The organism is Magnetococcales bacterium (assembly GCA_015228935.1).
Lineage (GTDB): Bacteria > Pseudomonadota > Magnetococcia > Magnetococcales > DC0425bin3 > HA3dbin3.
On the sequence record JADGCO010000053.1, the window covers coordinates 15,800 to 29,200 of the forward strand.

Here is a 13,401-nt window from a genome sequence, read left to right on the forward strand (position 1 = left end):
CTTGTTTTTTAATTTATTTGTCATGCGCACGGTTGTGTTTGTTGATGCTTTCAACCTTCGCTAGTTTCTCATAGCGTGTCAACCAAAAGAGTCTTAATTATATATTTTTTCCATAACTCCCCAAATTTCATTTGCAATTTCATCGATACTGCGTTGACCGTCGATTATTTTAATGTTTTCAAGATGGCACATTTTATCAAATGAAATAAAATATTCAGCCCTGGCCTGGCGAAGGGAATCGATTTTTTCATACAGGTCCAAACTGTTTCTGTGTTTTATGAGTCTTTCAAAGCAGATTTCCGGAGGGGTATCGATAAATATGTTCATGTCCGGACGTAAAGTATTGGCGCACAGGGAGTTGATGTGGATGACCCACTCCATGTCAAGATGGGCGGATTGATAGGCATACGATGAAAAATAATATCTGTCGGTCAAAACAGTTGTTCCTTGATGCACCTTGGCCAGGATTCCCTCGGTCGGATTCAATAAATGATCCGTCCGGTCGGCGACAAAGAGCGCTGCCAAGGTGGCGGGGTGGCTCTGCATCTGACCGGAGAGCATCTGCCTGATCATGGTACCGATGGGGCGGTTGGTTGGTTCGCAGGTGACATGAATCGGGATGTTTTTGTTTATTAATTTATAGCTCAATAGCGAGAGTTGGGTGCTTTTGCCTGCCCCGTCGATGCCTTCGAAGGCAATGAATTTTCCGGGACGCAGGGGGTCATGGCGCATCGTTCTGCCTTTTGCCGTGTGGTTGCTGCAAGAGACAAACTATCAATCGTTTATGGTCAAGGGCCGGCAACTTGATTCACCGGTGTATCAGGCGGCATGTGGTGACACTTCCCGGGCTATGTTATTGCCGACAGCGTTGACGACCACTGAGAGATCATGGGATTGCTGGAGATTCAGCCAAAATTGTGGGGTGTTGCCGAAATACCGGGAAAGACGCAGGGCAGTATCTGCCGTGATTCCACGCCGACCACGAATGATTTCGCTGATGCGTGTGGCAGGAACTTTGAGTGCCATGGCCAGGGCGTGGGCCGTGATGCCCATGGGAACCAGGAACTCTTCTTTCAGGATTTCTCCAGGATGAGTTGTTGTACGCATGGCAGAGTCCCCTTCAATGGTAATCCACAATTTCGACATCGTAGGCACCATCCTCGTGCCAGACAAAGCAAATACGCCATTGATTATTGATACGGATTGAATATTGTCCTGATCGGTCTCCTCGGAGAGCTTCAAGCCTGTTTCCTGGAGGCGTGTTGAGATCCAACAACGAGACAGCCGCATCCAGCATATCCAACTTCCGTAAGGCGATTTTAGAGAAGGCGGAATACCGACGAATTGTTTTTCCGTTATAGAGTGACTCCGTTGCTTTGTCACGGAAGGTGATGATCATATTCCAAACATATGACGAAAAACGTTATATGTCAAGCGATAAAGTCGAAAATACGTTACCGTTTCAAGCTGGCGACAGGATTGGCTTGCGAAAATAATTCCGGAAATATAGACTTGAATTCAATGAATATTTTGCTTTGCGCGGAGATCATGGCTGGAGAACAGGGCACGAGGGGCAGGTCAGATGCGTTTGTCATCCCGGCAGAGAGACATTCTCAAGCAGCTTGCCCATGAACATTTTGGTGCGGGGGTGGCGTTGTTGCTGTTTGGCTCGCGTGCGGATGACGATAAACGGGGCGGGGATATTGACCTTTATGTGACCGGCCTGGAGTTGCCGGACGCGGCCAGGCTGGTCGCCAAGATCAATTTTGTGGTGGCCGCCAAAAGACAATTGGGGGAGCAACGCATCGATGTGGTTTTTGCGTCCGGGGCCGGCCAGGCACCGCTGCCGATCCAGAAAATGGCGGAACAAACTGGAATTCCTTTATGAATCAAAAGTACATTGATGAAGCAAAAATTGAGTCTGCCTTGCAGGAGTGTTTGATCCACCGTTCACGTCTGCATGGGGCTTGGCAGGAAGCGGCCCTCTTCATGTCAATGCCCACAACGACAGACATTCCCTTGGACGAGATGCAGATTCGTGTTCTGGATCAGGTTGTCTACCGTTTTGGCAAGTTGCAGGATACCCTGGCCATGCGTTTGTTGCCTGCCTTGTTGCGGGGGGTGGCGGAATGGCAGGAGAAGCAGACTTTTTTGGACAGGCTCAACCGGGCGGAACAATTGGGTGTGATCCCATCGGCGGAAGGCTGGCTCCGTTTGCGTGAGTTGCGCAATCAGTTGACCCACGAATATCCAGAGCATTCCGGTATGGTCATGGCTGGTTTGCGTCTGCTCATGGATCATGTCCCTGTACTGGAAGCGGTTCATGACCAGATGGTGACCTGGAAGAAGGCACGTTGATCGGAAGCGGTTCATGTCCAGATGGTAGTCAGGAAGAGGGCACGTTGATGGAGTCTGGATGCCGCCAGGCTGCGGCCAGTTGCTCCAGGCAATCCGTGCTGCCGTCGGTGGCAAACCAGCCGCTGATCATGGCGGCGGCCCAGGCACCGGCCTGGGCGACACTTTGGATGCCTTTGCTGTCAATGCCGCCAATGGCGACCAGAGGCAGGGTCGAGGTGCGACAGGCGGCAGCCAGGGCCATGATGCCCTGGACGGTGTGGGCATCGGCCTTGGATCGGGTGGGAAAGATCGGGCCGAAACCGATGTAATCGGCACCGCTGGTTGCGGCGGCAGTGATTTCCGTCAAGGAGTGGGTGGAGAGACCGATGATTTTATGGGCACCCAGCAATCGACGACAGACGGCGACTGGCAAATCTTCCTGACCGACATGCACGCCGTCAGCAGCCAACGCCAGGGCCAGATCGACGCGATCATTGACGATAACCGCCACCTGGGGAGCCTTGGCACGCAGGGCTGCCATCCACCGAGCCATGAATTCATATTGCTCACCACCACTGCCCTTGCAACGCAACTGGACCAGGGGTATGGCACAGGCCTGAAGCCGCTCGGCCAGGTGTTCCGGATGGTCCGCCTGCAACCAGGTTGGAGCGGACGTGGCCAGCCAATCGGCATCCAGGATGGGGTAGAGTCCCCCTTGTGCAGGAAGGATGCCGTGTTGTGTGGGGTGACAGTGTTCGGCAAACTGAAGTTGTTCAGAAAGGGGGTCACGCCCGGCAAGGGGATCGTGTCTGGAGGGTGAATCGTGTCCAGTCAGGGGAGCGCAGGGGGAGACGGAGTGCTTCATACGGATGAGAACAGCTCCTGATCCACTTTGTCGGCATCGCCCATGTTGAGGATCACGAGACGCCGCAAATGGCTGAAACTTTCCAGGTCCATCTCTTCAAACTGGATGGCAGCCCCCCGTTCCAGGCTGCTCCACAACACCTTGCCCCGAATGTGCATGTCATCTTCACCCAGAGGCAGGACACCCTGGACAATCTCGTCGGGAGCTGGCAACTCCTCGCACCAGAAGAGCATTCCCTTGAGGCTGATATCGTTGAAGGCACCTTGATACACTTTTCCGCTGCTGCTGTGCAAAACCAGTTCGTGCTGGAAATGGACCCGGGAAAAGTGGCGGCGCTCGGAACCTGGTGGTGTAAACTCCTGATTCATGGAAAACTTTCCTGATTGCAGAGGCGACCCGACCCGCTGTGGCATCACTCCCAAGTCGTGAATTCTCAACCAGATGCGGCAGGTTGGTCAAGGGTCGAACCGGGCAAGGGGCAAATTTTCCCTTTTGGTCAAGGGTCGAAGCGGGCATAGAACAAATATTCTCTTGAAATGGGGGGAGATCATGTTGCATGGCCGAAATGGTGTTTCAGAATGGCGGCGATCCGCAAGGCGGCCTGACCGTCCCACAACTCTGGAACGTGGCCTTTTTTGCCGCCACCGGCCAGAATTTCCGCCACGCCGGCGCGAATTTTTTCTGGATTGTTGCCGACCAGAGTGTTGGTCCCCTGTTGGATGGTGATCGGGCGTTCGGTGTTGTCCCGCAGGGTCAGACAGGGGACTCCCAGGGCCGTGGTCTCTTCCTGGAGACCACCAGAGTCGGTCAGGACCAGACGGGCGCGTGCCACCAGACCCAGCATTTCCACATAACCCAGGGGAGGGGTGGGCAACACGCGCTGTTTTTGCAATCGGTCGAGCAGGCCCTGAACCCGGATCTGGTTGGCCGTGCGCGGGTGCATGGGAAAAATCAGGGGAATCTCGCGACTCACCTCGCCAAGACAATCCAGCAATCGGGCCAGGATTCGGGGATCATCCACGTTGGCGGGACGGTGCAGGGTGACAACGCCGTGTGAACCTGGAACAAGTGATTCGGAATCGTGGCGGTCGGATGGCACCTCCGAAGAAGCCATGAATGCATGGCCGCCGGGCAAAGTCCCCAGAATCGTGGCGGGATCGGGTACCCGGGGCAGGATACGCAACAGGGTGTCGATCATGACGTTGCCGGCAAAATAAATTCGGTCCGGATGAATTCCCTCCCGACGCAGTTGGGCATCAGCCTCTTTTTCGGTCGTGAACAGGAGATCGGCGATCTGATCGGTCAGGATGCGGTTGATCTCTTCCGGCATGGTGCGGTCGAAACTGCGCAATCCGGCCTCGACATGGATGACCGGTACCCCTTTTTTGGTGGCGACCAGGGCACAGGCAAGGGTGGAATTGACATCTCCCACCACGAGGACGGCCCGAGGGTGCCATTGGTCGATGACCGGTTCGAATCGTTTCATGATTTCGGCGGTTTGCACGGCATGGGAGCCTGAACCAACCCCCAGGTCGTCATCGGGTTCCGGTATGCCCAATTGGACAAAAAAAGCCTCCTTCATCGCGGCATCATAATGTTGCCCGGTATGGACCAGACGCACGGGCAGGGGATCGGGCGGCTGCTGCAAGGCTGGAAGAATTGCCGCCATTTTCATAAAGTTGGGTCGTGCCCCTACAACGCACAGCAAAGGCCTGGCAGGGGAGGCTGGGCTGGTGTCAATGGCGTCCATGTGGTTCAAACCCGGGCGATTCCCTTGTTGATGCTGTGTGAATAAAAATTGAGAAACAGGATGCCGCTCATGCCCAGTCCGGTCCCTTCGATGTGCCTGGCGGCGGATTCAAACAGATGGCGATACCGGGTCAGATAGGCACCATAGGTTCCGATGAAATAATCATCGCCGGTCTTTTGCAAAAATTTATCATCACAACCCTCTTCTACCAGGTCCAGGACATGGACAAAATAGTCATGTTGAATGGTGGCAAACTCTTTTTTCAGTTCCAGGTAGCGGCCTCTCAAATCGTTAAAGACGCCACCGACGGCTTGTTTGATGGCGGCGTTCATGGGATTGTCGATGCGGGTGATGAGATTTTCAAAATTCATCTGGTTGTGGTTCAGTTCCAGGGTCAGGGGATAGCGCCCGAAGAGACCATCCCAATGCCGGGCAGCCCGTTCGGCGGCGGGATCCAGAAACCGATATCTGGGGAGTTCCCAGGGATGCGCAGATTCGATCAAACGATCTTCTTCTTGCAGGCTTTGATAGAGGGCCGAGTCGCGGATCAACATGAGCGTGGAGGAAATCTGGTTGGGATTGTCGGTCCACTCCAGGTCGCGCAGGAAGGCAATATTCTGGCGCAGGGAGGCCATGGTAGAGTTGGGGCCGAACATGATGAAGCCGATGATGATGTAAAACAGGCCGATATCCTTGAGCAGGCGCATGGTCTCCACATTTTGCGCAATGGTGGCCCGCTTGCCATAATAGGCGAGTTCCTGGGCGGAACCCGCTTCCAGGCCGACGATGACGACATCGACCCCGGCGCGCTTCCACAGGCGCAACAGGTCATCGTCGCCCGGTTCCAGCATGGAGTCGCCCCGCATGTAAACCTTGATGGAGACCGGCAGGCGGCGGCGGATAATCTCTTCACACATGTCCCGGGTGCGCTGCTTGCCCTTGCGACCGGGATCTTCGAAGGAACTGTCCGAAAAATTGAAGATGCGGGCACCATATTTTTGGGTCAGTTGTTCCAGTTCGTCCACGACATTTTTGGGAGAACGGCCCCGCCAGACTTTGCCTTTTTGCAGGCGGGTGTAAAAATTGACCGAGCAGAAGGTGCATTGGGCAATGCAGCCCCGTGACGTGATCATGCGCACGCTGCCGTGAATGCCGCCGTCATGAGGGTCGCGTGGCACATTTTCCAGGGAATCCCGGGCCGGAAAGGGGAGGGTATCCAGGTCGGCAATCAGCGGGCGGGGAGGATTGCGACGGACCTCACCTGCGGCATTGCGCCAGACCACGCCGGCAATGGTGGCCAGATCCAGAGTGTCGGCAGCCACCTGTTGTGCGATTTCCAGCAGGGTGTGTTCCCCTTCCCCGTAGACCATGCAGTCGAAGAGGGACTCCCTGGCGAGTATTTGTTCAGCCAGGGAGGAGAGGAAAGGCCCCCCCAGGACGATCAAGGCATGCGGGCGTTTGGCCTTGATCCGGGCGGCAACCTCACGCACGTTCAGATAGTTGACCATGTTGAGTTGAAAGCCGTAAATGTCGGCCACCACCTGGGATGCCTGGTCAATCTGTTCTTCACCCTGGCTGGCAAAGCATTGGTGCAAAACGACTGAAAAGCCATGGGCACGCAGGAAGGACGCCAAATGTCCCAGACCGAGCGGAACCTCCTGTTCAAATTGGAAATCGCCGTCCATGACGACGTTGATCAGGCTCAGCTTCATTTCCATGGTCTGCTCTCCGGCCATTGTCATGGGGCGATCAGGTGAAAAAGATGAAATCATGGTCGCCGGTGTAGCCGCACCGCTCGAACCACCAGCACCATTCATCAGGGGTGAAAAAGCTTTCACAGGTCAACTGCCAGGCGAGCAGGTTGGCCTTCTCCTGTTCATTGCGGTAGGACTCCACGGAAATGAATTTCCGAGTGCCACGTCCGACACGCTCGATTTCGCGGATGGCACGGTCAAGGTCAAAACAGTAGAGGTTGTGCAGGGTGATCATGGAGTAGACAAAATCGAAGCTCTGGTCGGGAAAGGGGAGGTGGGAGGCATGGCCGACCTGGAGAAACGGTTTGATCTCTTCCTTGGCGTGATCCACGGCATATTGGGAAATGTCGAGACCGGCGACGTGCAGACCAGGCAGCGCCTGGGTGAATTCATACAGCAGAAAACCCTTGCCGCAGCCGACATCCAGGATGCGGTCTCCAGGTTGCAGACCATAGTGTTGGATCAATTTTCGGGCAAAGGGGAGCCAGCGACCATCGTACCGATGGCCGCCATAGCCGTATTTGCGTTCCCCGTCCCAAAAGTCATATCCCCATTGTTTGGCCACAGTGGAACAGGCCGCCTTGTCATCGTCGAGCAGGCGCTGCCGGTAGTTGCGGGGGGTGCGATTGTGCATTTCACTCATGAAATCGACGCGGGACATGCATCATTTCCTTTTTTTCACATGAATGTTCAAACGAAACAACCGTGTTCCGGATCGATGGCCAGGACATCGAGAATGGCCAGATTCTTGCTATGCGAGACACAGTGATGCCGACAGCTTTCAGCAGGATTGAAAGCGTAGAGACGCACCCGGTTTGCATCGGAAAACCAGAACTCCTTGAAGGATCGCTCCCGAATGGACCCCAGCAATCCGGAATGGGTATAGGCCTTGTCCTGACAGGTATAGACCGCTGCATCCGCCCCGATCACGGTCAAATATTGCAGAAACGGGCAGCGGGTGTAGGTTTTGTCGAAACGCTCTTCCAGCTCGTGATAGTGATCGATCACTGTAAAATGGCCGTCATTCAACTCTTTGGCCGCCGTGATCTGGTCGCTGGTGGCGGCCATGATGGGGCGGTGGTAGGCATTGTTGGCGGCTCCGTCATTGGCCACGACCGCCCCGGAAAATTTGACATGGTTGACGCCCAGATCCTTGAAGAGACGGCAGGCTTCCAGAATGTGGGCATGGTTGTCGTGGGTGACGATGAAACTGATGCCCAGGACGCACCGGCTGCCCAGTTTGGCAAAGTCGCGCATATTGGCACAGACCCGGGTGAATTCGCCGACATGGATGCCGCGTGCCCGGGCATAACTTGCATCGTCCCAGGCATCGATGGAGATGCGCACCCAGGTTCCGTGTTGGGCAAACACTTCGGCCATGCGTCCCTTGAGGTTGGCACCGTTTGTGAGTGTGGCGACGCGAATGCCCCCGGCGGCGAGTCGTTCCACCACTTCCGGCAAGGGCTTGTACACCAGGGGATCGCCACCGCCGGAAAAGGTGATGGCCTTGACGCCCATGTCGATACAATCATCCACGATTTCGAACATTTTTTCACGGTCGATGGCATCCCGTTCCACCATCTCTGCGCCCAGTTGCAGGTGATCGACCCGATAGGCGCAATACCAGCAGTTGTGATTGCAGACATTGGTCGGTTTGATGCGAATGTGGACCGGGGCGCACACGGTTTCCTGGCGCAGGGCCTCAATGTGGTCGGCAAAGCGCAAAAATTTCAATGAACTGTACAGTTTGCCCATGAGTTTGGTCCGTGCTGGTGGTTCAACGCCGGGCTGGGAGGTTGTCCAGGACGGCATAGGCGATATGGGAGGGTTGCAGGTTGTAACGGTCCAGCAAGGCATCCTGGGAGCCATACCCCTTGGGAAAGGCATCCGGCAGACTCAGACGGATCAGACGCGGCAGGGGGGAGGGGAAAGCTTCCAGCAGAGTGTCGGCCACGGCGCTGCCCAGACCTCCGATCCGGATATGCTCTTCGATGGTGACGAGCAGGGGAACTTTTTGGGCCTGCGCGAGGATGGCCTCTGTGTCCAGGGGTTTGAGGGTATGCATGTTCACGACGCTGCACCGGATGCCTTCTTCCTCTTCGAGCAGTTCAGCGGCCTTCATGGCCCGGTTGACCATGACCCCGGTGGCGATGAGGGTGGCATCGGTTCCCTCCCGAAGCTGGATGGCACGACCCAGGGTGAAAGGGTCTTCGGGGCGGGAGACGACCGGATCGCCCCCCTTGCCCAGGCGAATGTAGAGCGGGCCGGGCCAATTCAGGGTTTGCGCCATGCAGCGTTTCATCTCTTCGGCGTCGGCGGGAGCCACCACGGTCATGTTGGGCAACAGGCGCATGAGGGCGAGGTCTTCCACGGCCATGTGGGTGGGTCCCTGGGGTGCATACACGAGTCCCCCGCCATTGCCGATGAGGCGGACCGGGAGATTTTGCAGACAGAGATCCAGGGTGACCTGTTCCAGGCAGCGGCGGGTGAGAAAGGTGGCAATGGTGTTCACGTAGGGAATGAACCCTTCCAGAGCCAGACCGGCGGCCACGCCAATCAGGTTTTGTTCGGCCACCCCTTCCATGAAAAATTGTTTGGGAAACTCTTTTTTGAGGGGATCCAGGGTGCCGGGACCCAGGTCCGAACCGATAAAGAGAACCCGGGGGTCCTGGCGGACCAGCTCATGGATCATGTTGTGACAGGCGCGCCGCATTACGCCACCTCCAGGTCATGAAACATTTCGGTCAGTTCTTCGGGTTTGATGCGGGATTTGTGGTGCCACTGGGGATTGCCTTCCGCCATGGGAATTCCCTTGCCCTTGATGGTATGGGCAATGATCACGTTGGGGGTGTCGGGGATTTGGGGAATGGCCTGCAAGGCCGAACGCAGGGCCACGATATCATGGCCATCCACCTCCTGGACGTTGAACCCGAAACTGCGCCATTTGTCCGGCAGGGGGTGCATGTCCAGCACCTCGCTGACCAGGCCGTAGGATTGCAGCTTGTTGTGGTCCACGATGGCGATCAGATTGTCCAGGCGATGCTTGTGGGCAAACATGGCCGCTTCCCAGACCGAGCCTTCATTCAACTCTCCATCTCCCAGGATGACAAATACCCGGTTTTGGCGCTGGTGCAGTTTGGCACCCAGGGCCATGCCGGCACCCATGGAGAGTCCATGCCCCAGTGCGCCGGTGGAGGCTTCGATGCCGGGGACCATATCCAGCTCTGGATGTCCCCCCAGAGGGCTGTCCACCGCACAAAACCGGCTCAGTTCCGTGGCCGGAAAAAACCCCTTGTCAGCCAGAATGGCATAGAGTGCCAGACAGCCATGCCCCTTGCTGAGAATGCAGCGATCCCGTTCCAGCCAATGGGGTCGGGCCGGGTCGTAGTGCAGAATGTCGTCGTACAGAACGCGCAATATTTCCACGAGCGAAAGCGCCGAGCCGGGATGACCCCGACCACTGCGCTGCAAGGATCTGAGAATCAACCGCCGCAACAGGCGTGAACGTTCGTCCAAAGGAGTGGGGGCAAGGGGGTCACGCATGGCAGAAACTCTTTTCCAGGATTGCCGCAGCAGCCTGATTTTTATCAATGGATACAGTAACCGTGTGGCACCAGATCGGTTCTCGTCATTGCAAACGGGGAGCGACTGGTTTCCACGAAACAGATTCGATTGTCTTTCACGCAAATTTCACGCCAAACACCGAACAATGAGCCATGGATCATTCAGTTCAAGGACATCCTTTGGTGGCAGAGTGGATTGGGCTATCATGATCCGCCGTGCAAGAGCGTTCCTGGTTGACTGCAAGGGCGGGTCAGGGGGAATATTTTGCCTCTCGACAGCATGGTTTGCCTCCTTCACACCACGTTTGAAAGGGTTTTGGGCATGCTTATGGATGAGGATGAAAAACAGTGGGTCCTTGTGGTGGCCGCCAACCGGGGCAACCGTCATGAATTGTCGGACCTGCTCAAGGATGATTGCGTGGTGGCCCTGGCCGGCAGCGGGGAGCAATCCCTGGCCCGGGTCGTGGCCGATCCCCAACCGGACGTGGTCCTGTTGGGCCTGGGGCTGGAAGACATGGAAGGTTTTTCCGTTCTGGAGCGGCTTAAATGGGATCATCGCACCAATGCCATTCCGGTTCTGCTGGTCCTGGAGAAGGAAGATCGGGATCAGGTACAGCGTGGGCTTGATCTGGGTGCGGCGGATTTTATCATCCAGCCTTTGCATGCCGATCTGGTTCGGAAGCGGGTGACCAACTTTCTGGAGGTGGCACGGCAGCGTCGCCTGTTGGAACGCCTGGTTCATCTGGATGGGTTGACCGGAGCCAGCAATCGTCAGCGCCTGAATGCCGTCATCGCCCAGGAGTGGGAACGGGCGGTGCGGGGGGGGACCATGCTCTCCCTTGTTTTGCTGGATGTGGATCATTTCAAGGCTTTCAATGACCAATATGGTTTTTCCATGGGAGACCGGGTCCTGAAGTCCGTGGCCAAGGTTCTCCAGAAAGTATTGCATCGTCCGGCGGATGTGGCGGGGCGTTTTGGGGGAGGGGAGTTTGGTCTGCTTCTGCCCGAGACCGATCATTTGGGGGCGAGACGCATGGGGCAGGAGGTGTGTCGGGTGGTGGCAGATCTTTGTATTGCGCACACCTCCTCACCGACGGCGGATCATGTCACGGTCAGCGTTGGCGTGGCGACCACCATGCCGCGGGAAGGTTCCTCGCCCGACATGCTCTATCAAATGGCCCGGGAACGTTTGCTCGAAGCCAAAAAAGCCGGTCGCAATCAAGTGGCTTGGGTCGAGGAGTGACAGGGCCGGGGGTAATCATGAGAGGGCCGATGGCAATCAGGTTGCCTGGTGCAGCGTGATCATGGCTTTTGCGATTGATACGAGTCGGTCCGGAATCGAACTGGGCCGCCTGTATGCCGGAGTATTGCCGGATGGTGCCACCCTGCTCGGGTCGGTGCAGAGAGGATGTTGCGATGCGGGTGCCCTGGTCAGGTTGGCCGACGGGAGTCACGCCCAGGTGACGAATGGCAGTGTACGTGGACTTCCCCCTCTTCCGGAACTGGCAGGGATGGCCAGGTAGACCGTTTGGAACTACAGAAATGGTCAGGCAGATCGTTTGGACCTGGCAGAGATGGCCAAGTAAACCTTCTGGGATCATGCGTCAAAAACAGCAGACACGCTTGCCTTATCCTGGGAAAGTAATGTAGACGTTTAAAATTTCCCGGCGCCGGGAAATCAGCTTGTCCCGGCTTGTGGTGGTCCTGTTGTACCCCTGTCGTTTCAAAAGCTTGTGCCGTGCTGCGGGCGGAAACCGTGCGCAATCACAGCCGGGGAGACAGGTCAACCGTGGACCACCGTTTTCCGGGACAATGACAACGCCATAATCCATGCATTTTTCGGACCGTTTTCCAGATAGCCGTTATGGATGGATCACATGACTGACAATACAGCGACAGCCCAGGCCTTCATGCGCATGGAAACCCGTTTGCGGGAGCGGATCATCGGCCAGGACAGATTGTTGCGGCGTTTGCTGGTGGCCCTGTTGGCCGATGGCCACCTGTTGGTGGAGGGGGCACCGGGTCTCGCCAAAACCCGGGCAGTCAAGGAACTGGCAGCCGGTTTGGAGGGGGATTTTCATCGCATCCAGTTTACGCCGGATTTATTGCCTGCCGATCTGACCGGTACGGAAATCTATCGTCCCCAGGAAGGAACGTTTCGTTTTCAACAGGGACCTTTGTTCCATAACCTGGTGCTGGCCGACGAAATCAATCGTGCCCCGGCCAAGGTGCAATCCGCCCTTTTGGAGGCCATGGCCGAGCGTCAGATCACTGTCGGCGAGGTGACCCATGCCCTGCCGGAGCTGTTTCTGGTCATGGCCACCCAGAATCCCATCGAGCAGGAGGGAACCTATCCTCTCCCCGAAGCCCAGTTGGATCGGTTTCTGATGCATGTTCGGGTGGATTATCCGGATCCGGCCACGGAACGGCGTATTCTGGCCCTGGCCCGCTCCGAAGCGCGGGGAGGGGAACAAACGGGTCAGGTTGCCGAATCCCTTTTGCGTCAGGAGACCTTGTTCAAGGCGCGTCGGGAGGTTTTGAATCTGCACTTGGCCCCCGCTGTGGAGGAGTATCTGGTGTTGCTCGTGTTGGCCACCCGGGATCCGGCCCCTTTTGGCACCGATTTGCGGGGCTGGGTGCGCTTTGGTGCCAGTCCGCGGGCCACCATTGCCCTGGACCGGTGTGCCCGTGCCCATGCCTGGCTTGCAGGCCGGGATTATGTCACGCCCGAAGATATCCAGACCCTGGCCCCGGATATTTTGCGGCATCGCGTGTTGCTCACCTTCGAAGCCGAAGCCGAAGGCATTACGCCGGATCATCTTGTCAACGAACTTCTCAAGCGAGTTGCCGTCCCCTGATCGGGATTGATTTTTTTCCTCCTTTTTGGCAATGAGGTACGATGCCGGGCATGATCGACAACGATGATTCCATTTACCATCGCCTCTTTTCCCATCCGGAAATGGTGGCTGATCTGCTGCTGAATTTTCTGGAGCCAGACCTCCTGACGGAACTTGACCTGTCGCACATGCGGCGGATGAACACCAAGTTTACGGCCAGGACCGGTCAACGGCGACGGGGAGACGTGGTATGGGAAATTCCCACCTGTGCCGGCAGCAGTGTATTTCTGATCCT

The 13,401-nt window shown here is 56.5% G+C and carries 17 protein-coding genes; 6 read left to right on the top strand and 11 right to left on the bottom strand.

Annotated elements, in window-relative coordinates; genetic code table 11:
* Nucleotides 1–93 precede the first annotated feature (93 nt).
* From tmk to HQL65_12955, 3 genes are all read right to left on the bottom strand, one after another.
* Nucleotides 94–717: a dTMP kinase gene (gene tmk / locus HQL65_12945; GenBank protein MBF0137141.1), complete on the bottom strand. Its 624-nt coding sequence runs from the start codon at nt 715–717 to the stop codon at nt 94–96.
* Between the two features lie 102 nt (nt 718–819).
* Nucleotides 820–1,107 (bottom strand): HigA family addiction module antidote protein, encoded by a 288-nt coding sequence (locus HQL65_12950; protein MBF0137142.1) that lies wholly within the window; start codon nt 1,105–1,107, stop codon nt 820–822.
* Nucleotides 1,108–1,120: 13 nt separating this feature from the next.
* Entirely contained in the window at nt 1,121–1,399 is a 279-nt protein-coding gene (locus HQL65_12955) for a type II toxin-antitoxin system RelE/ParE family toxin (GenBank protein MBF0137143.1), read from the bottom strand.
* 183 nt (nt 1,400–1,582) lie between these two features.
* Between HQL65_12955 and HQL65_12960 the strand changes: the two genes are divergently transcribed.
* Together HQL65_12960 and HQL65_12965 are read left to right on the top strand one after the other, a co-directional pair.
* Nucleotides 1,583–1,888 carry a nucleotidyltransferase domain-containing protein gene (locus tag HQL65_12960; GenBank protein MBF0137144.1) on the top strand — a complete coding sequence of 102 codons (306 nt, stop codon included), beginning with the start codon at nt 1,583–1,585 and terminating at the stop codon, nt 1,886–1,888.
* Entirely contained in the window at nt 1,885–2,358 is a 474-nt protein-coding gene (locus HQL65_12965; protein MBF0137145.1) for a hypothetical protein, read from the top strand. The genes HQL65_12960 and HQL65_12965 overlap by 4 nt, the downstream gene beginning before the upstream one ends.
* Nucleotides 2,359–2,386: 28 nt before the next feature.
* On the opposite strand, the gene thiE is transcribed toward HQL65_12965, so the two are convergent.
* From thiE to HQL65_13005, 8 genes are all read right to left on the bottom strand, one after another.
* Entirely contained in the window at nt 2,387–3,202 is an 816-nt protein-coding gene (thiE, locus tag HQL65_12970; protein ID MBF0137146.1) for a thiamine phosphate synthase, read from the bottom strand.
* Complete coding sequence (locus tag HQL65_12975) at nt 3,199–3,570, bottom strand: PilZ domain-containing protein (GenBank protein ID MBF0137147.1); 372 nt, start codon at nt 3,568–3,570, stop codon at nt 3,199–3,201. The genes thiE and HQL65_12975 overlap by 4 nt, the downstream gene beginning before the upstream one ends.
* A gap of 179 nt (nt 3,571–3,749) precedes the next feature.
* The gene (gene wecB, locus HQL65_12980; protein ID MBF0137148.1) at nt 3,750–4,952 is read right to left on the bottom strand and encodes a UDP-N-acetylglucosamine 2-epimerase (non-hydrolyzing); all 1,203 of its coding nucleotides are present in this window, start codon (nt 4,950–4,952) and stop codon (nt 3,750–3,752) included.
* Nucleotides 4,953–4,957: 5 nt separating this feature from the next.
* A complete protein-coding gene (locus HQL65_12985; protein MBF0137149.1) occupies nt 4,958–6,670 on the bottom strand; it encodes a B12-binding domain-containing radical SAM protein in 1,713 nt (570 codons plus the stop codon).
* Between the two features lie 31 nt (nt 6,671–6,701).
* The gene (locus HQL65_12990) at nt 6,702–7,367 is read right to left on the bottom strand and encodes a class I SAM-dependent methyltransferase (protein MBF0137150.1); all 666 of its coding nucleotides are present in this window, start codon (nt 7,365–7,367) and stop codon (nt 6,702–6,704) included.
* Between the two features lie 29 nt (nt 7,368–7,396).
* Entirely contained in the window at nt 7,397–8,461 is a 1,065-nt protein-coding gene (locus tag HQL65_12995; protein ID MBF0137151.1) for a radical SAM protein, read from the bottom strand.
* Between the two features lie 22 nt (nt 8,462–8,483).
* Nucleotides 8,484–9,419 (bottom strand): transketolase, encoded by a 936-nt coding sequence (locus HQL65_13000; GenBank protein MBF0137152.1) that lies wholly within the window; start codon nt 9,417–9,419, stop codon nt 8,484–8,486.
* Nucleotides 9,419–10,222: a transketolase gene (locus tag HQL65_13005; protein ID MBF0137153.1), complete on the bottom strand. Its 804-nt coding sequence runs from the start codon at nt 10,220–10,222 to the stop codon at nt 9,419–9,421. The genes HQL65_13000 and HQL65_13005 overlap by 1 nt, the downstream gene beginning before the upstream one ends.
* Before the next feature lie 369 nt (nt 10,223–10,591).
* Between HQL65_13005 and HQL65_13010 the strand changes: the two genes are divergently transcribed.
* The 4 genes from HQL65_13010 to HQL65_13025 all read left to right on the top strand — a co-directional run.
* Nucleotides 10,592–11,512, top strand: coding sequence for a diguanylate cyclase (locus HQL65_13010; GenBank protein ID MBF0137154.1), 921 nt, complete (start codon nt 10,592–10,594; stop codon nt 11,510–11,512).
* A 61-nt stretch (nt 11,513–11,573) separates the two neighbouring features.
* A complete protein-coding gene (locus HQL65_13015) occupies nt 11,574–11,792 on the top strand; it encodes a hypothetical protein (protein ID MBF0137155.1) in 219 nt (72 codons plus the stop codon).
* Nucleotides 11,793–12,137: 345 nt separating this feature from the next.
* Nucleotides 12,138–13,127 carry a MoxR family ATPase gene (locus HQL65_13020; GenBank protein ID MBF0137156.1) on the top strand — a complete coding sequence of 330 codons (990 nt, stop codon included), beginning with the start codon at nt 12,138–12,140 and terminating at the stop codon, nt 13,125–13,127.
* 50 nt (nt 13,128–13,177) lie between these two features.
* A partial coding sequence (locus HQL65_13025; GenBank protein ID MBF0137157.1) for an Rpn family recombination-promoting nuclease/putative transposase occupies nt 13,178–13,401 on the top strand: 224 nt, incomplete at its 3' end.